The sequence below is a fragment of the Streptomyces fulvoviolaceus genome, from assembly GCF_000718165.1.
GTDB classification, from domain to species: Bacteria; Actinomycetota; Actinomycetes; order Streptomycetales; family Streptomycetaceae; genus Streptomyces; species Streptomyces fulvoviolaceus.
The window spans coordinates 1-17858 of record NZ_JOEY01000101.1 but is presented as its reverse complement, the minus strand read 5'-3'; the positions used below and the strand labels follow the sequence as shown (position 1 = coordinate 17858).

At 68.3% G+C, this 17858-nt stretch carries 16 protein-coding genes and 1 pseudogene; 15 read left to right on the top strand and 2 right to left on the bottom strand.

What is annotated here, in order from left to right; genetic code table 11:
- Positions 1 to 386 precede the first annotated feature (386 nt).
- The 7 genes from IG08_RS0151580 (at position 387) to IG08_RS0151550 (ending at position 9369) form a co-directional block, all read left to right on the top strand.
- Positions 387 to 590: a cold-shock protein gene (locus IG08_RS0151580; RefSeq protein WP_030621419.1), complete on the top strand. Its 204-nt coding sequence runs from the start codon at positions 387 to 389 to the stop codon at positions 588 to 590.
- Between the two features lie 129 nt (positions 591 to 719).
- Positions 720 to 1811, top strand: a complete 1092-nt coding sequence (locus IG08_RS0151575; protein WP_030621416.1) for a fatty acid desaturase family protein — start codon at positions 720 to 722, stop codon at positions 1809 to 1811.
- A gap of 373 nt (positions 1812 to 2184) precedes the next feature.
- Positions 2185 to 4719 carry a SpoIIE family protein phosphatase gene (locus IG08_RS0151570; RefSeq protein WP_052425315.1) on the top strand — a complete coding sequence of 845 codons (2535 nt, stop codon included), beginning with the start codon at positions 2185 to 2187 and terminating at the stop codon, positions 4717 to 4719.
- Entirely contained in the window at positions 4716 to 5816 is a 1101-nt protein-coding gene (locus IG08_RS0151565) for a sugar ABC transporter substrate-binding protein (RefSeq protein ID WP_030621412.1), read from the top strand. The genes IG08_RS0151570 and IG08_RS0151565 overlap by 4 nt, the downstream gene beginning before the upstream one ends.
- Before the next feature lie 15 nt (positions 5817 to 5831).
- Complete coding sequence (locus tag IG08_RS0151560; protein ID WP_030621410.1) at positions 5832 to 6611, top strand: ATP-binding cassette domain-containing protein; 780 nt, start codon at positions 5832 to 5834, stop codon at positions 6609 to 6611.
- Complete coding sequence (locus IG08_RS0151555) at positions 6602 to 7912, top strand: sugar ABC transporter permease (RefSeq protein WP_043457494.1); 1311 nt, start codon at positions 6602 to 6604, stop codon at positions 7910 to 7912. Before IG08_RS0151560 ends, IG08_RS0151555 begins: the two co-directional genes overlap by 10 nt.
- A 101-nt stretch (positions 7913 to 8013) precedes the next feature.
- Positions 8014 to 9369: an ABC transporter substrate-binding protein gene (locus IG08_RS0151550; protein ID WP_030621406.1), complete on the top strand. Its 1356-nt coding sequence runs from the start codon at positions 8014 to 8016 to the stop codon at positions 9367 to 9369.
- A gap of 174 nt (positions 9370 to 9543) precedes the next feature.
- On the opposite strand, the gene IG08_RS0151545 is transcribed toward IG08_RS0151550, so the two are convergent.
- A complete protein-coding gene (locus tag IG08_RS0151545) occupies positions 9544 to 10122 on the bottom strand; it encodes a TetR/AcrR family transcriptional regulator (RefSeq protein WP_030621403.1) in 579 nt (192 codons plus the stop codon).
- Positions 10123 to 10213: 91 nt separating this feature from the next.
- Here IG08_RS0151545 and IG08_RS0151540 point away from each other — a divergent pair, with 91 nt between their 5' ends.
- Positions 10214 to 10660: an anthrone oxygenase family protein gene (locus tag IG08_RS0151540; protein WP_030621402.1), complete on the top strand. Its 447-nt coding sequence runs from the start codon at positions 10214 to 10216 to the stop codon at positions 10658 to 10660.
- Here the strand turns inward: IG08_RS0151540 and IG08_RS62925 are convergent.
- The gene (locus IG08_RS62925; protein WP_030621401.1) at positions 10600 to 10896 is read right to left on the bottom strand and encodes a hypothetical protein; all 297 of its coding nucleotides are present in this window, start codon (positions 10894 to 10896) and stop codon (positions 10600 to 10602) included. The two genes, IG08_RS0151540 and IG08_RS62925, sit on opposite strands and share 61 nt — an antisense overlap.
- A 492-nt stretch (positions 10897 to 11388) precedes the next feature.
- Between IG08_RS62925 and IG08_RS62180 the strand changes: the two genes are divergently transcribed.
- From IG08_RS62180 to IG08_RS0151495, 7 genes and pseudogenes are all read left to right on the top strand, one after another.
- Positions 11389 to 11706, top strand: a complete 318-nt coding sequence (locus IG08_RS62180) for a hypothetical protein (protein WP_234343212.1) — start codon at positions 11389 to 11391, stop codon at positions 11704 to 11706.
- Positions 11707 to 12041: 335 nt separating this feature from the next.
- Positions 12042 to 12515 carry a YxiG-like protein gene (locus IG08_RS0151520; RefSeq protein WP_030621398.1) on the top strand — a complete coding sequence of 158 codons (474 nt, stop codon included), beginning with the start codon at positions 12042 to 12044 and terminating at the stop codon, positions 12513 to 12515.
- A 301-nt stretch (positions 12516 to 12816) separates the two neighbouring features.
- Positions 12817 to 13590 carry a maleylpyruvate isomerase N-terminal domain-containing protein gene (locus tag IG08_RS0151515; protein WP_030621397.1) on the top strand — a complete coding sequence of 258 codons (774 nt, stop codon included), beginning with the start codon at positions 12817 to 12819 and terminating at the stop codon, positions 13588 to 13590.
- A 112-nt stretch (positions 13591 to 13702) separates the two neighbouring features.
- On the top strand, positions 13703 to 14314 hold the full coding sequence (locus tag IG08_RS58480) for a transposase (RefSeq protein WP_261726294.1): 612 nt from the start codon (positions 13703 to 13705) through the stop codon (positions 14312 to 14314).
- A gap of 154 nt (positions 14315 to 14468) precedes the next feature.
- Complete coding sequence (locus IG08_RS0151505) at positions 14469 to 16154, top strand: ribonuclease J (RefSeq protein ID WP_030621393.1); 1686 nt, start codon at positions 14469 to 14471, stop codon at positions 16152 to 16154.
- A 130-nt stretch (positions 16155 to 16284) separates the two neighbouring features.
- On the top strand, positions 16285 to 17013 hold the full coding sequence (locus tag IG08_RS0151500; protein WP_030621390.1) for a polyamine aminopropyltransferase: 729 nt from the start codon (positions 16285 to 16287) through the stop codon (positions 17011 to 17013).
- 623 nt (positions 17014 to 17636) lie between these two features.
- Positions 17637 to 17858, top strand: a pseudogene (locus IG08_RS0151495) (DNA-directed RNA polymerase subunit alpha); the annotation flags it as partial.

Below are 17858 nucleotides of genomic sequence, written 5' to 3'. Positions count from 1 at the left end.
TCGAATAACCCGCTCATCACACCCAACGAACACCACACGGAAAGGTCACACATTCGACGAACGAACCCCGATTCCCCTCCCGGGACGACAGCACCCAGCTATCGGCCGGGACCCTCCACGCTCACTCACGCGCCAGAACGCCCTCCTGCTCAGTCAAACCCCAGCAGTTCTCCACCCCTCCCCGCCCGGCCGGGAACATTCCCGGCACTCCGGACGTTGTAGCGAGTGGTTGTAGTTGAAGTTTGCGAACGTGTAAGCGCCTGCGGAGTTCTGACAGCGGGCGCTTCGCCGTTTCGGGGGTTTTCTTCGACGGCTGGCGACCGACAGCCCGGAATCGCGCGAGTGCGCGTTCTCCGACCTACTCGCCATCTCGAAGGAGACATCACATGGCTCAAGGAACCGTGAAGTGGTTCAACCCGGACAAGGGTTTCGGCTTCATCGCCCCCGATGAGGGCGGCGCCGACATCTTCGTCCACCACTCGGCGATCGACACGGGCGGTTTCCGCTCTCTGGAGGAGAACCAGCGGGTGGAGTTCACCGCCAGCCAGGGCCCCAAGGGCATACAGGCCGACCAGGTCCGCGCGCTCTGAGGACACCCGACTCCGAGGCAGGCCCGCATCGCGGGCCTGCCTCGCGCTGCTTCCGTACAGGTTTCCCGCATCCCGGCGCCCTGCCCCCGCGCCGACGGCAGCGGCCCACACACGTCCGAAAGGAAAACCGTGACCACTGACACCTTCAACCGGGGCACCGGGCCGGCGGATCACGCCGGGACGACGAAACCCCCGTCCGTCGGCCGGGGCAGCGACTACGCCGCGCTGTCTCGCGAGGTGAAGCAGCGCGGGCTGCTGAAGCGGCGGCCGGGCTACTACTCCGTCAAAGTCGGGGCGAACCTGCTTCTGCTGGCCGCCGGATGGACCGCGTTCGTACTGATCGGGCAGTCGTGGTGGCAGCTGCTGACCGCCGCCTTCCTCGCGGTGATGTTCACCCAGACCGCGTTCATCGGGCACGACGCCGGACACCACCAGATCGCCGCCTCCAAGCACGTCAACAACCTGCTCGGCCGCGTGCACGCCGACCTGCTGATCGGCCTCAGCTACGGCTGGTGGATCTCCAAGCACAACCGGCACCACTCCCATCCCAACCACGTCGACCGCGACCCCGACATCGCCGACGGCGCGATCGCCTTCACCCAGGACCACGCCCGCATCCGCCGCGGACCGCATGCCTGGCTGGCCCGCCACCAGGCCTGGCTGTTCTTCCCGATGCTTCTCCTGGAAGGACTCGCCCTGCACGTCGCCGGCGTACGGGCGCTGCTCGACCGCACCGGCAAAGCGAACTCGCGGGCGTCCAAACTGGCCGAGGCGGGACTGCTGACGGCGCACCTCGGCGGTTATCTCGCCGCCCTGTTCCTGGTCCTGTCCCCCGTCCAGGCCGTGGTCTTCCTTCTCGTGCACCAAGGGCTGTTCGGGCTGTACATGGGGTGCTCTTTCGCCCCCAACCACAAGGGCATGCCCATCTTCGCCAAGGACGACAGGATCGACTTCCTGCGTCGGCAAGTACTGACCTCACGCAACATCCGCGGCCACCGGTTCACCGACTTCGCGCTCGGCGGGCTGAACTACCAGATCGAACACCACCTGTTCCCCTCCATGCCCCGGCCCGGCCTGCGCCATGCCCAGGAACTCGTGCGCGCCTTCTGCGCCCGGCACGGCATCGCCTATCACGAGACCGGGCTCTTCAGCTCCTACGCCCAGGTGCTGCGCCACCTCCACGCGGTCGGCGGCCCTCTCCGCCCCGAGCTGGAGTACTGATCTCTCCCTCCTGATCGGTGAGTTCACGACGGCGTACCAGCGCCGGACGCGGGTCCCTGTCTGAGCGCCACCTGGCCGGCTGACCTGACCACAGTGGTCGCGGCGTGCACCGTGCTCATGGTGCTGCTCGTCCGGTCGGTTTCGCGGAGGCAGCACCTGTCACAGGACCCTTCCGGGGACCAGGACGGTCTCCCCATGACGATCCCCGGCACGCCTGTCCGTTTCGTCCAGATATGCGATTCTGGGTGTGGGTGCCCTGCCACTCGTGGGCGGCGTGGTCCCCCGTCGCTGGTTCGGCGCCTCCGCCGCTGCCTGTATTCCGGAGACCTCGTCCTGCTGGCACCTGCGGCATGAACGGGAGGTAGATGCGGACATGCCCCACTACGGTGGTGTCCGGGCCGGAACCGCGGGGCCGCGCACATACGGGACTGGGGCGGAAGGCGCCGGTCGGCTGCCTCCGGCGCCGGAGGCAGCCGCGAGGGAGCGGGTCCTGGCGTTCGCCGGGGCCGCGCTGGTGGCTGTCTACGTGCCTGGCGATGAGCGCGAAGGGCTTCGGCTGGTCGAAGCGGCCGGAGGAGCCACTGCCGGCTACGGGCTGCCAGAGCGTGTTCCGCTGTCCGATGGCTCACCTGTAGCCAACGCTTTCCGTACGGGTCGGCCACTGTGGCTGACTCCCGCGGCACTCGCCTCCTACCCCGAGGGCGGCCCGGCGACAGTTCGAGCAGGCGTGTCGCTCGGTGCACTGCCTCTCGCGGCAGAGGACAGGCAGCTGGGCTGCCTCGTCGTCGTGGGGGACGCCACAGATGGTTTCGGAGCCGAGCAGCGGGGCTTCCTGAAGCAGTACGCCGACGCGATCACCGGCCGACTCCAGGCCGAGGCCGACCGGTCCACGCCCTCGCCGCTGCTGGGACCCGCCCTGCGGAATCTGCGCGTCGGCTCGTTCGTCCTGGTGCCGGACACCGGCCTGATCGAGGCCGACGCGACCGTGCTCGAACTGTTTGGCATCGCCCCGGACGACTTCGACGGCAAGGCGGACACACTGCTCGCCCATACCGTCCCGGAGGACCTGCCCACACTGATGTCGGTCCTGGAGCCGTCCACCCAGGCCTCCGGCCGCCGGGAACTGGAGTTCCGGGTCCGTCGGCCCACCGGTGAGCTCCGCTGGCTGAGTCTGAGCTGCCGGGCGACGCAAGACACCGCCGACGGGCCGGAGCAGGTCCTGGGCGTGGTGACCGCGGCCTCTGTGCTGCGCCAGAGTGCCGACGACGTCTCCAAGGTCCAGTGGCTGATCGCCGCGCTCGACGACGCCTCAACGGTCCAGGATGTCAGCCAGGTGGTGGTCTCCGCCTTGCGCGAGCCGTTGGGTGCCGACCGGGTGGCGCTCGCCGAACTGCGGGACGACCGGCTCGTGGTCACCGTGCTCGACCCGCCGCAGCCCGCCGCCTGGCCGGAGATATGGCGTTCCGAGTGGCGTTCGGAGTGGCCCGACGCACCGATCAATGCCCTGCCCACCCTCCAGACGGCTCTGAGGCACGGACGTATGAGCCTGTGGCCCGTCGGCACCGTGCTCGAACCCGGTCTCTCGGGCGTCGGCCCCGGCGGCCTGGCAGTCCTGCCGCTCCCGGCCAAGGGCCGGGTCACCGGTGTGTGCCTGGTCGGGTGGGACGAGCCGCACGAGTTCGCCCCCGATGAGCGGTCCCTGCTCACCGCGACCGCGGGACTGGTCGGGCAGGCCCTCAAGCGTGCGCACGCGTACGACGCCGAGCAGGAGCTCGCGACGATGCTGCAGCGCAGTCTGCTGCCCCGGCGCCTGCCCGAACTGCCCGGAGGTACCGCTGTCGCCCGCTATCTGCCCGCCAAGCGCGGGCTGCAGGTGGGCGGTGACTGGTACGACGTCATCGCGCTCTCCGAGGCCCGGGTTGCCCTGGTCATCGGTGACGTGCAGGGACACAGCGCCGGAGCCGCGACGATCATGGGTCAGATGCGCACCGCGGTCAGGGCCTACGCGGTGGAGGGCCACCCTCCCGACGTGGTCGTCTCGCGCGCCAACCGCCTTCTTGTCGGGATGGAGACCGACCTGTTCGCCACCTGCTGCTATGTCGAGCTGGACATGGAGGAGGGCGACGCCTGGTTCGTCCGGGCCGGGCACCTCGCACCGCTGATACGCCATCCCGACGGCAGTACCGAGGAAGTGCAGGTCGAGGGCGGACTCCCGCTGGGCGTACTCGCGGAGGCGGAGTTCCCGATGACCGCGGTCGCACTGACCCCGGGCGCGGTCCTCGTCCTGGTGACCGACGGCCTGGTCGAGTCCGCCAGCCTGCATCTGGACGAGGGCATGCGCCGGACACGCGACGCACTCGCCGTGGCCGACCCCTCGGACCTCGGACGGATGGGTGACGAACTACTCGGTGACGCCGGTCGTCGCGAGGACGACGTGGCGCTGTTGCTGATGCGCTACGACGGCATGAAGACCAAGCCGATACGGGCCGGCTATGTGGTGTGGCGGCTGCCCGACGCGGTCATGCACGCCCGCCGTTTCACGGCGCGCACCCTGCGCGCGTGGAAGATCGCGGAAGAAGCCGACGCCGTGCTGCTGGTCGTCTCCGAACTGGTCACCAACGCCCTGGTGCACACCCAGGGCGCGGTCCGCCTCGATCTCACCCACGGCGCGGGCCGGGTGCGGGTCGCCGTGAGCGACTCCTCGCCGCGTGCGCCCGCCAAGCCGGTGATCGTGGACTGGGAGGCGACCGGCGGCCGAGGGCTGCTTCTGGTCGAAGCGACATCGGCGGCCTGGGGCTCCGTGCCGGTCGGCGGGGGCAAGCAGGTGTGGAGCGAGATCGATGTGCCGGTACGCGAGCCCGGCCCTGCCGGCGCCGGAGCCGGGAGGGAACAAGGGGGTCAGACATGAGGACCCGCACCTGGAACGCCGTTGCCGCCGTCGTCGCGGGGCTCATGGCCGTGTCCCTGGCCGGCTGCGGAAGCAATAGCGGGGCAGGCGGGGACAGCTTCACCGTCGGCCTGCTGCTTCCGAGCCGTGCGCTTCCTCGGTGGGAGCAGTCCGACAAGCCCCTGATCGAGAAGAGACTCAAGGAGCTGTGCGCCCACTGCGCCATGGCGTACGCCAACGCCGAGAACGATGCGACGAGACAGCGGCAACAGATGAACTCCATGATCACCAAGGGCGTCGAGGTTGTGATCCTCGACGCCGTCGACCCCAAGGCGCTCCGTTCCTCGGTCCAGACGGCGCACAGGGCCGGTATCCCGGTCGTCGCCTACGACCGGCTCGCCGAAGGCTCGATCTCGGGCTTTGTCACCTTCGACGGCGCCCAGGTCGGCAGGCTCCAGGGCGAGGCTCTCCTGAAGGCCATGGGCGAGAGGGCGGACGGCGGCCAGGTCGTCATGATGAACGGCGATCCGACCAGCCCCAACGCGGCTTGGTACACCAGGGGGGCGCTGTCCGTCATCGAGGGCAAGGTGAAGATCGGCAAGTCGTACGACACCCTGGGGTGGAGAGCAGAGAACGCCCACGACCACATGACCGCCGCCATCGCTGCCCTTGGCCCCGATCGGATCGACGGTGTCCTGGCAGCCAACGACGCCATCGCCGCCGGCGTCATCGCCGCTCTCAAGAGCGCCCGTGCCAGGCCCCTGCCCCCCGTCACCGGCCAGGACGCCGACCTTGAGGCCGTGCGGCGCATCGTCAGAGGCGAGCAGTACATGACTGTGTACAAACCCTTCAAGGCGGAGGCCGCCGCGGCCGCCGCCATGGCCGTCGCCCTGGGACGCGGCGAGACGCTCGGCGACATCGCCCCGACGACCATCGACAACGCCACCACCGAGGGCGTCCCGGCAGTCCTGCTCACTCCGATCGCTGTGACGGTCGGCAACATCCGGCAGACCCTCGTCGAGGAGGGCGTCTACACGATCGACCAGATCTGCACCCCGAAGCTCCGGCCCGCCTGCGACAGGGCCGGACTCACCCAAACGGCCGCACTCACTCAGTAAGGGGAGGTGGTCCCTGTGGCGTACCCGCCCGTGCTGGCGTTGCGCGGCGTCTCCAAGCGGTTTGGCGGCGTGCACGCGCTCGTGGATGTCGAGCTGCAGATCCGGGCCGGTGAGGTCGTCGCTCTGGTGGGCGACAACGGCGCCGGCAAGTCCACACTCGTCAGGGCAATTTCGGGTGTCGGCCCCGCCGACAAGGGCGTCATCGAGTGGGAAGGCCATCTCGTCCAGATCAAACGCCCCCACGACGCCCAGGCGCTGGGCATCGCGACCGTCTACCAGGACCTCGCGATGTGCGACAACCTCGACGTCGTCGGCAATCTCTTCCTCGGCCGTGAGATCGACAGGATGGGCATCCTCGACGAGGTGGAGATGGAACGCCGTGCCCGCGAGCTGATGCGCACCCTGTCCATCCGTATCCCCGATGTGCGTATGCCTGTCGCCGCGCTGTCCGCGGGACAGCGGCAGGCTGTTGCGATCTCACGCTCACTCATGGCCGCGCCCAAGGTCCTCCTCCTCGACGAACCCACTGCCGCCCTGGGCATCGAGCAGACCAGCCACCTCCTCGACCTCGTCGAGGAGCTCCGCGACCACGGCCTCGCAGTGCTCCTCATCAGTCACAACATGGGCGACATCAAGGCCGTCGCGGACCGCGTCGCCGTCCTGCGTCTGGGCCGCAACAACGGCCTCTTCGACGTGAACACCACGTCCCAGGAACAGATCATCTCCTCCATCACCGGCGCGGCGGACAACGCCGTGGCTCACCGCACGACGCGCGACGAGGAGGCATGGCCGTGAGCAGGAAGGGGGCCTCCCGGGATTCAGGACCCACCGGCACGGGAGGCGGCATGGACGCCGTGTCCGCCACGTCCGGCCGGCATCCGCGCACCCGCGGGCGGAACATGAACCTGAGGGGATACGCCGATGCGTTCCGCGCCAGACTGCGCCTCGGCGAACGCGGCCCGATCCTGGTCGCCCTCGGGCTTGTCGTGATCTGGCTCGTCTTCCAGAGCCTCGACGACAACTTCCTCTCGCCGCGCAACCTGTCCAACCTCAGCGTGGACATCGTCGGTACCGGCCTGGTCGCCGTTGGCATCGTCTTTGTGCTGCTGATCGGCGAGATCGACCTGTCGGTCGGCTCCGTCAGCGGACTGGCAGGGGCCGCGTTCGCCGTGTTGAACGTGAACCTCGGCATGCCGGAGTGGCTCGCCCTCATCGTGGCGATGCTCTCGGGAATGGCAGTGGGAGCCGTCCACGGGTTCTTCTTCGCCTGGGTTGGCGTGCCCGCGTTCGTGGTCACCCTCGCGGGGCTGCTTGCCTGGAACGGCCTGACGCTCTTCCTCCTGGGCGCGAGTGGCACCATCAGCCTCGACGAGGAGGGTCTGGTTGCCTCCCTGACCAGCAGCTACTTCGGTGCCGCCGCTGCGGCGTACGGTCTGGCGGCGCTCGGCATCGCCGCGTACTTCCTGGTATCCCACCGGAACAGAAACCGCCACAAGGCCGCCGGGATGCCGCACCGGTCACTGAGCGAGATCTGGGTGCGCACCGGCGTCCTGGCGCTGATCGCCCTCGCCGCCGCCTACACGCTCAACCAGTTCCAGGGCCTGCCGCTCGCCCTCCTGATCTTCCTGACGATCATCGTCGCCTCTGACTACATCCTGCGGCGCACCCGCTACGGACGGAGGGTCTACGCGCTCGGCGGCGGTATCGAGGCGGCTCGGCGCGCCGGCGTCGGCGTGGCGCGGGTGCGGATCTTGATGTTCATGGTGTCGGGGACACTGGCCGCGATCGGTGGCCTGTTCGTGGCCTCGGGGCTCACCTCGGCAAGCCCTACGACGGCCCGCGCCGCCGGCTCCGGCATGCTGCTGATCAACGCCATCGCTGCGGCTGTCATCGGGGGCACCAGTCTGTTCGGCGGGCGCGGCTCGACGTGGTCCGCGCTGCTCGGCGTGCTGGTCATCGAGTCGATCGCCTCGGGCATGGCGCTCCTTGGGGTCCAGGACGCCGTCCAGTTCATGATCACTGGTGGTGTGCTGCTCGCCGCAGTCACCGCCGACACGCTCTCCCGGCGTTCCGCGGGGGCGCGCGACCGCGCCTGAGCGGGATCACGTACGTCTCCATATTTCACCGTTGACCGCTTATTACGGGTCAAAATAGGAAATATAAAGAATGAAGCAAACCTCGGGGCCATCGGAGTGCCATGAAGCGCAGGAGCCTCACCCGTCTGGTCGTGGCAGCCGCGGCGACCACAGGCCTGGTGCTCTCGGGCTGCAATGCCACAGAGCAGCCGTCCGGCGGGTCGAAGGGGAGCATAAACGTGCTCACCATGGACATCGCCCAGATGCAGGACCTGAAAAGGCTCACGAAGAGGCACTTCACCGCGGAGACCGGCATCACGGTCAATTACACCCTGCTGCCGGAGAACCAGTCGCGGGCCAAGGCGGCTCGCGAATTCGCAAGCCAGGCGGGGCACTACGACGTCGCGATCGTCGGCTCGTACGAAGTGCCGATCTATTCGAAGAACGGCTGGCTCGCCCCGCTGAACTCCTACGTGAAGGCGGACAAGTCCTTCGACCAGGACGACATGTTCCCCAACCTGATGGCGTCGCTGACCGGGACCGACGGCAAGATCTATGCCGAGCCCTTCTACGGTGAGGGCTCCTTCCTGATGTACCGCAAGGACCTGTTCAGGAAGGTCGGGCTGACCATGCCGCAGAACCCGACCTGGGACCAGGTCGCCTCGCTGGCGGCCAAGGTCGACGGCACCAGCGGCGCGGCGGGCATCTGCCTGCGCGGCATGTCCGGATGGGGCCAGAACCTCGCCCCGCTCAACAGCGTCATCAACACCTTCGGTGGCGCCTGGTACGACATGAAGTGGAACGCGCAGCTCACCTCACCGGCGTTCAAGGAGGCAGTGCAGTTCTACGTCGACCTGGTCCGCACGTACGGTCAGCCCGACGCCTATCGGAGCGGCGTCCTGGAAGCGCTCGAAACGTTCGTGGCGGGCAAGTGCGCCATGATGTACGACGCGACCGCCCTGGCATCGTCGGTCGAGGCCGATGGCTCGGCGATCAAGGGCAAGGTCGGTTATGTCGCGGCGCCGCACGACAAGACCGAGAAGGCCGGCTGGCTGTGGACATGGGCCTGGGCCATCCAGACCGCCAGCAAGAACAAGGACGCCGCCTGGGAGTTCATCTCCTGGGCCTCCTCCAAGGAGTACCAGGAACTGGTCGGCACCGAACTCGGCTGGAACGCGGCGCCCGCGGGAAGCCGGAAGTCGCTCTACGCCAACCCTGACTACCAGAACGCGGCCGCCGCCTGGTACCGGCACGAGCACATGGCGGCGACGAACTCCGCCGACCCGCGGAACCCGGGCGTCAGCCCACGCCCCTACACGGGTGTCCAATACGTGGGCATCCCCGAGTTCGCCGACCTCGGCACCAAGGTCTCCCAGGAGATCAGCTGGGCCATCGCCGGAAGGCAATCGGTGGACGCGGCTCTGCAGAAATCCCAGGAGCTCGCCCAGGCGGCGGCGGAGAAGTACCGCACCAACTAGGGCTCGTATCGGGTCGTGATCAATGAGCACCGCAGCTTCCGGGGCGGGTGCCCCGACGGGCACGGGGCCCGGCGATCCGCGGCTGCGCCATGTGGGCGCGAGTGACCGGAAGCGATGCCGCAGGCAGGCAGCGGGGCCCGAGGACCCCGGCTGTGTGCCATCCGGGACCGTGCGTCAGAGCATGGCGAGCCGATCCACCAGCAACTCCGTCCTCCGCTCGGTGTCCTCCGGCGGGAGCCGTCCCGCTCGGGTCAGGGTGGCCAGTCCGTGCAGGGACGCCCAGAACGTCTCGGTGAACAGCCCCGGGTGCACGCCGTCCCCGGCGACCTCGCTGAGGCACTCCAGCAGCGCGGCGAAGGCGTCCTTCAACGGCTCGGGGGTGTCCTCCTGCGCGTACGCCAGACCGCCGTCGAGCTGGAACAGGGCGTCGTAGACCGCCGGATGGCGTTCGGCGAAGGCGAGGTAGGCACGGGCGAGGGCGGTGACCCGGGCGCGGGGGCCGTCGGCGGCGGCGGTCGCGGCCCGCATCGCCACGGCCATCTCGGAAGCGCCCTGCAGAGCGACGGCGCCGATGATCTCGCGCTTGCCGCGGAAGTGGCTGTAGAGGACGGGCTGGCTGTATTCGATGCGTTCGGCGAGCCGCCGGGTGGTGACCGCGTCCCAGCCCTGCTGCTCCGCGAGTTCGCGGGCCGTGGCCACGATGAGGCGCTCGCGGCCCGCCCGTTCGCGCTGCTTGCGTTCCTGTACCGACATGAGTCGATCCTAGCACCGCTAGACAATCGAGCGGCAGTAGCTCTAGCGTTGCCTCATCAGCTAGCAGCGCTAGGTCCCGGGAGGGGTCAACATGCTCGATGCACTTGAGGTCGTCACCATCGTGGTCGTCGGCGTGATGGTGGGGGTGGAGTTCTCCGTCCCCTTCTTCAGTAACCCGATCCTCAACGCGCTCCCCGGCGACAACGGCCTGCGCGGCCGCGTCCACGGGGCCCGAGTGGGCGGCGCCGTGATGCCGTTCTGGTACATCGGCTCGCTCGTCCTCGTCGGGGTCTGGGCCGTCGCCGGATGGGACGACGACGGCACCGGCCTCGTCGTCGTCGCCGCCGGGTTGCTGATCCTCAGCGTGATCATGTCGATCCTGGTGCTCGTCCCGATCAACAACCGGGTCAAGACGTGGACCGCCGGCGACCGGCCGGCCGACTGGAAGCAGCAGATGAACCGCTGGGACCGCTTCCACTACGTCCGCGTCGCCGTCATCATCGCCGCCTTCGCCTGCCTGGCGGCCGCCCTCACCTGAGCCCGCCACAACTGCGATCCCGACAAGCTACGCCCTTCGATGACCTGCGCGGCTCTCGGCTCTGGTTCGGGTGAGGTCTTGATCCAGATCACCGAGGCACGCAGGTGCCGCCCGGCGAGGTAATAGGCGTTCAGGAGGCTGGTCTCGCTCAGGGCCGAATACGCCTCGGCGAAACTGTCGTAGTCATTCACCCGGGCCGCAGGTGCGGACTGGGCATGGCTTTCGGCGGTAGTCATGCTCCGGTCTCCGTCTTGTCATCACGGCATATCGCACTGGCGTCGTCCTGGTGATCGACGTCGATTCGGTACGACCCGGTTCCGGCGTCGTCGTCCAGGACCTCGCCGACGAACGCGCCGGCGCTTCGAGGCGGCTCGCCACCCGCCCACCTCACGGGTGAACCCCCGCGACCTCACCGCAGCTTTGCGGTGGCGATGCGCATCCACTCGCAGGCCGCGTGGGCGGCGGCGTCCATGCTCGCGTCGACTGGTCCCCGAGGCCGGCCCTTCCAGAGCCTCCCGCTCACCGAGCGTCACAGATCAGACGAAGGCCGGCCGCACGTCCGGCGAATCCCCAGCCGAGTGAACCCGTTCGAGAAAGCGTTCGAGATCGTGGCACCCTGTGCGGCATGACGACGAACCGAAAGGTCCATGCCGCGTAGACGGCCAGGGCACATCCGGGCCGGCATCCCCCACCACCGGACACCAGATACAAAGCCAGTCATCGACGGCGTGTCCTCACGCGCACTGTCCGAGGTCTTCCGTCTCGAGCGCACCCGTAATTATCTGCAGCCGGGAGACGTCAGCGCAGCCGTGCGCTTGTGGAAGGACTACGTCCACCGTCCCCAGCGCGAGCTGTGCCACGACTACGAGTGGGGCAACGTGCACTGGTACTGCTGCGGCAACCCATTCGAAGCCCGCGTTCTCCTCGACACCGTGATGCAGGCCATTTCACCCCGAAGCGCCCGCGAACTCCGCCAGATCATCAGCCGGTTCGACGCCGTCTGGCACCAGCCACCATCACCGCCATACGACGCAGACGGAGGTTAAAGAACAGGATGAACAAGTGTTGCCGCCGGCCTGAGGAGAATACGGCGGACCAGAGCCCGAGAAGGGTGATCCAGTCCCCTTTACGGTCGGCGGTGCCCAGCTGGTCACAAGGGCGCGGGATCCGGTCTGCAGGCGGGCACATCAGCGATCCGCGGCTTCCGGATGTGGTCGCCGGAAGGCGCCCTCGCCGAGGCAGCCGCCCACATCCGCGGCATGCGCGAACTCCACCGCCGCGAACCGAACCGTGGCAACCTGCCGGCATGACCTGCGCAGACCGACCTCCCCTGGCGCAATCTTGTTGTCGGCAGGCCTGGGGCGTGAGATAGAACGGCGACATGGATGCCGCAGTGCTTCAACAGATGCTGGACGAGACCTTCGATCAGGCCGTCGTGCACCATGGATTCACCAATTACATGCGCGACTACGAGGTCTTCGTTTACGCAACCGCGGACCCGTGCACCGGTGTCGAGCCGGCCTACCTGCGACATCTCTTCCGGTATTGCGTCGAAGCCCGCTGCGAGACGTCGGTGTCGGCGGAGACATGGCGGAGATCCTTGGACGACCGTCTCATCGACCACGAGACCGGTGTCGACCTCGACGGTTACGTCTGGGGAGTGAAGTGGCACTGCTTGTACCCGGGCGCGAAAGTGCTCCCGGGGTCGGAGGCAACCCGCCGCTGGTCGCAAGAAGTCGGGATCGACTTCCACGAAGTGCTCATCGAGACCAACGCGCACCAGCTCATCCTGACCTTCTCCGACCTTCAGGTGAGCAAGGTCCCGATCGGATACGCCCCATTCATCACAGACTGAGCCATCAGCGCTTGTCTGCTCTTGTGGCTACTCCGTGTCCGAGTCGTTGATGTGGACGTGGGGAGGGGTGCGGATTTCTGGGAGTGACTTCGTAGGTCAAGCAGCGAGTTGGTAGCGGGCCTGGTGGTTGCGCTGGTGCTCTTGGCCCAGATGGTAGGTCCAGTAGCGGTCGAAGTCGCCATTGGCGAGCAGTGCGCGGATTTTCAGGACGGCTTCGGCGCCGGCGCTCCGCCCGGCCGTCGACGCGTTCGTCCGACAAATTCGCTACCCGGCGGCCGGAGCGCCGTGATACACAACCGCCGTGCAAAACATATTGGAGTTCCCCGAGGTCCTGCGGCTGATCGAAGACCGCTCGGCCGCGTTCCGCGCTGCGATCACGTCCGCCCCCGACCTTGACGTCCAGGTCCCGACCTGCCCGGACTGGACGCTGCGCGAACTGGCGCAGCACCTCGGTGACGGCCGCCGCCGCCAGGCCGCCATCGTCGCGGCGGGCCCGGGCGCTGAGCCCCCGGCGAGGACGGACCCGAAGGGCGCCCCGACCGCGCCCCGCGACCACGAAGCCCTGGACGCCTGGCTCGCCGAGTCGACCGAGCTCATGCTCGACGCGATGCGCGCGGCCGGCCCGGACCGCGGCTGCTGGACCTGGTGGGGCCGCTCGCAGGCCCCGGAGACCAGCGGAGCCGTGGCCCGGCACCAGATCCAGGAGATCGCCGTCCACACCTACGACGCCCAGCTCACCCAGGGCGCCGCACAGCCGCTGCCGACGGACGTCGCGGCCGAGGGCGTCGACGAGTTCCTGACGACCGTCTCGGCGACGACCGTCCCCTGGCCGTTCAAGCCGGCAACCATCGACCTGCACACGACCGAGGGCCGCTCCTGGCGCCTGACCCTCAACGCCGACGGCGTCCGCTGCGACGACCTCGCCGCCGACGCGGAGCCGGGCGACATGGCGATGCGAGGCGCAGCGAGCGAACTGGTCCTCTACTTCTACGAGCGCGTCCCGCTCGACGGCCTGGAGACCACCGGCGACACCGAGCCGATGGAGCAGCTCGCAGACTGGGACCCGAACGCGTAAAACGCGCGCTTGTGACGCATCTGTCGGTGGTGCGCGCGCTCCTGCGGGCGCCACTGGGCCCGGGGTTGGGAACTGCTGGGGTTTGGCTGGGTGGGAGTGCGTTCTGGCGTGTGTGAGTGAGCGTGGAGGGTCCCGGCAGGCGGCTGGGTGCTGCTGTCCCGGGAGGGGAATCGGCGTTCGTTGCGGACATCGCGCGGCTGCGGGCAGGCTGCGGGCCTGCTGTTCAAGGGCGAAAGGCGCACCTGCGGGCGGCTGCCGCTGCACTGGGGAACACTGCGCGGCGCCGGTGCTGCTGTTCAAGGGCGAAGGGCTCTCGCTCGTCCTGACGCCCGGTCAGCGGGCCGACTGCACCCAGTTCGAGGCTGTCATGGAACGGATCCGGGTGCCCCGCCTTGCCACCGGCCGGCCTCGCACGACACCCGACAGCGTCAGCGCCGAGAAGGGCTTCAGCAACCGTCGTACCCGCGCCTACCTGCGTGGACGCGGGATCCGGCACGTCATCCCGGGGAAAGCCGACCAAGCGGCCGGCCGTCTGCGGCGCGGGAGCACCGGTGGCCGGCCACCCGGCTTCGGCAAGGAGCGGTACGTCAAGCGCAACGCTGTCGAGCGGGTGATCAACATGCTGAAACAGTTCCGCGCGGTCGCGACCAGATGCGACAAACGCGCCTACGTCTACCTCGGCACCGTCACCGCCGCAGCACTCGTCATCTGGCTCCGCTCATGATCGCCAGGACAGCCCCTAGCTCCACCGTGCGGTGTCCCGTCCGCTGCCGTAGGAGCCCCGCTCCACCCGCTGACCGCCTCGGCCGCGCCGTGTTGGACCGGCTGGCCGGGCAGCCAGTGGATCACCTCGGCAGACTCTCCGGTAACGTCGGAATATGAGTCATCCACATCCCGAACTGAAAGCCGCCCCTCCGCTGCCTGAAGGAGGCCTGAGGGTCGTCGCCCTGGGCGGTCTGGGTGAGATCGGCCGCAACATGACCGTCTTCGAGCATGCCGGCAAGCTGCTCATCGTCGACTGCGGCGTGCTGTTCCCCGAAGAGACCCAGCCCGGCGTGGACGTGATCCTGCCGGACTTCACCTCGATCCGTGATCGCCTGGACGACATCGTGGCCGTGGTGCTCACCCACGGTCACGAGGACCACATCGGCGGCGTGCCGTATCTGCTGCGAGAGCGCTCCGACATCCCTGTCGTGGGCTCGAAGCTGACACTGGCGTTCCTGGAGGCCAAGCTCAAGGAGCACGGAATCCGGCCGCGCACGGTGCGGGTACGTGAGGGCGACCGGCGCGGCTTCGGCCCCTTCGACTGCGAATTCGTGGCGGTCAACCACTCCATCCCGGACGGTCTCGCGGTCGCGATCCGCACCGGGGCCGGGCTGGTGCTGCACACCGGCGACTTCAAGATGGACCAGTTCCCGCTGGACGACCGCATCACCGACCTGCGCGCCTTCGCCCGCCTCGGCGAGGAAGGCGTCGATCTCTTCCTCACCGACTCCACCAACGCCGAGGTACCTGGCTTCACCACCTCCGAGCGCGACCTGAACCCGGCGATCGAGCAGGTGATGCGTACCGCCCCGCGCCGGGTGATCGTCTCCAGTTTCGCCAGCCATGTGCACCGCATCCAGCAGGTCCTGGACGCCGCGCACCAGCACGGCCGCAAGGTCGCCTTCGTGGGCCGCTCCATGGTCCGCAACATGGGCATCGCCCGCGACCTCGGGTATCTGAAGGTTCCCAGTGGCCTGGTCGTGAGTACCAAGGAAATGGAGAAGCTGGCGGACCACAAGATCACCCTGGTGTGCACCGGATCCCAGGGCGAGCCGATGGCGGCTCTGTCCCGGATGGCCAACCGCGACCATGTGATCCGCATCGGCAAGGGCGACACCGTCCTGCTCGCCAGCTCCCTGATCCCCGGCAACGAGAACGCCATCTACCGGGTGATCAACGGGCTGACCCGGTGGGGCGCCCATGTCGTCCACAAGGGCAACGCCAAGGTGCACGTCTCCGGGCACGCCAGCGCCGGTGAGCTCGTGTACTGCTACAACATCGTGAAGCCCCGCAATGTCATGCCCGTGCACGGCGAATGGCGCCACCTGCGGGCCAACGCCGACCTGGCCATCCGTACAGGGGTCGATCCCGAGCGGGTGGTCATCGCCGAGGACGGCGTCGTCGTCGACCTCGTGGACGGGCGTGCGTCGATCACCGGCAAGGTGCCCGCGGGCAACGTCTACGTGGACGGCATGGAGGTCGGCGGCGCCACCGAGGCGTCCCTGAAGGACCGCGTCACCCTCGCGGAGGAAGGCGTGGTCACCGTGGTGGCGATCGTCGACGCCGACACGGGCGCCCTTGCCGAGACTCCCGACTTCCTGGCCCGCGGGTTCGTCCACGACGACACCACCTTCGAACCGGTCATCCCTGTCATCGAGAAGACTCTGGCGACCGCAGCCCAAGAAGGCGTCGGCGACGCACACCAGCTGGAACAGCTCATCGCCCGTGCCGTGGCGAACTGGGCCTTCCGTACCCACCGCCGCAGGCCCCTCATCATCCCCGTCATCATCGACGCCTGACCGGCGCCCCCTTCCCCTCCTCCCCTGCCCTGCCGGCAGCAGGGACGGTTTCGCGCCTGCGCCCACCTGCACAGAGCGGCGTTCCAGGCACCGGCTTCGGGCACCGACGGTGCGTCAGAAAGGTAAACAGATGAGCGCGCGTTTCGAGGAGATCGACTGGCGCCCGACAGCGATGGGCGACATCAGCCTGCGGCGCCGACGCGACCCGGTGTCGGACACCGACGTGTACGAGGTGAAGCTCGGCGACGAGTTCTTGATGTCCAGCCTCTTCACAACCGGCGAGATCGCACTTGCGGAACTCGGACTGGCGAAACTGCCCGCCACCGAACTGGACATCGCCGTCGGCGGGCTCGGACTCGGGTACACCGCCCAGGCTGTGCTGGACGACCCCCGGGTGCGCTCGCTGACCGTGATCGAAACGCTCGCCGAAGTCATCGACTGGCATCAGCGGGGTCTGGTCCCACTCGGCGCCCGGCTGACTTCGGACGCCCGCTGCCGCCTGGTTCAGGGCGACTTCTTCGCGATGGCGGCCGATTCGCGCGGTCTGGACCCGAAGGAGCCGGGCCGCCGCTTCCACGCCATCCTGCTGGATGTCGACCATTCGCCGCGTCATGTGCTCCACCCGAGCCACGCGGCGCTCTACCAGCCTGCCGGGCTCCGCGCTCTCGGCGAACACCTCCACCCCAACGGGGTCTTCGCCCTGTGGTCGAACGACCCGCCGGACAGACAGTTCACCTCCGCACTCACAGAGGTCTTCCCGCAATCAGCGGCCCACGTCGTCGACTTCGACAATCCCCTGCAAGGCGGCACCTCGACCAACACCGTCTACGTGGGCAGGACAGAACCGGGCCCGCCGTAGGCAAACAGTTCGACCAGACCGGGGCCGGTCATCGCCAACATCGCGTACCAGGGCTGCAACAGGTGGAAGGTGCGGCCGGCCTCGTCCGGAACCAGTGCCTCGACGACGGCGACCCGGACGGGTGCGGCCCGCGCCGCTGAGACGAGGCGATGGCCCCTGAGGGTGTCCCGAGCAGGAGGACAAGGGTCTGTCGCGAAGCAGCCCCGGATGGCTCAGCGCACTCACAGCGACGTACGGCATGAAACGCCACTGCATCCCCGTACCGGACGCACCAGCGGGCCGGGCTTCCACTCCAAGCCTAGCCGTTCGCTATTGCTGCAGTTGAGCGACGAGGAGGTGTTTGGCCAACCGGCGATCATGGTCTACGTTGTGCTCGCCACCGGCGGGCTCCGGCCTCGCCATCCCCGATGCGACCTCGATCAGGAGCCCACCCCGAAGGACCGGAGTACAGGGTCACGCCACGGGGGATGAGCACCTAAGCTCATCCCGTGAGGCAGTTGCGGTTGCGGGCGCCGTGCACCACGAGGAACTGCAGCGCGGCCACCGGAGACCGTATCGCCCGTACTCTTCGTGGTGTCAACGGCGTCACATAGCGGGCGCCAAACCACTGGAGGCAACACCTCGTGCTGATTGCTCAGCGTCCGTCCCTGACCGAAGAGGTCGTCGACGAGTTCCGCTCCCGGTTCGTGATCGAGCCGCTGGAGCCGGGCTTCGGCTACACCCTCGGCAACTCCCTGCGTCGCACTCTCCTCTCCTCGATCCCGGGTGCGGCGGTCACGTCCATCCGCGTCGACGGCGTTCTGCACGAGTTCACCACCGTGCCGGGCGTCAAGGAGGACGTCACC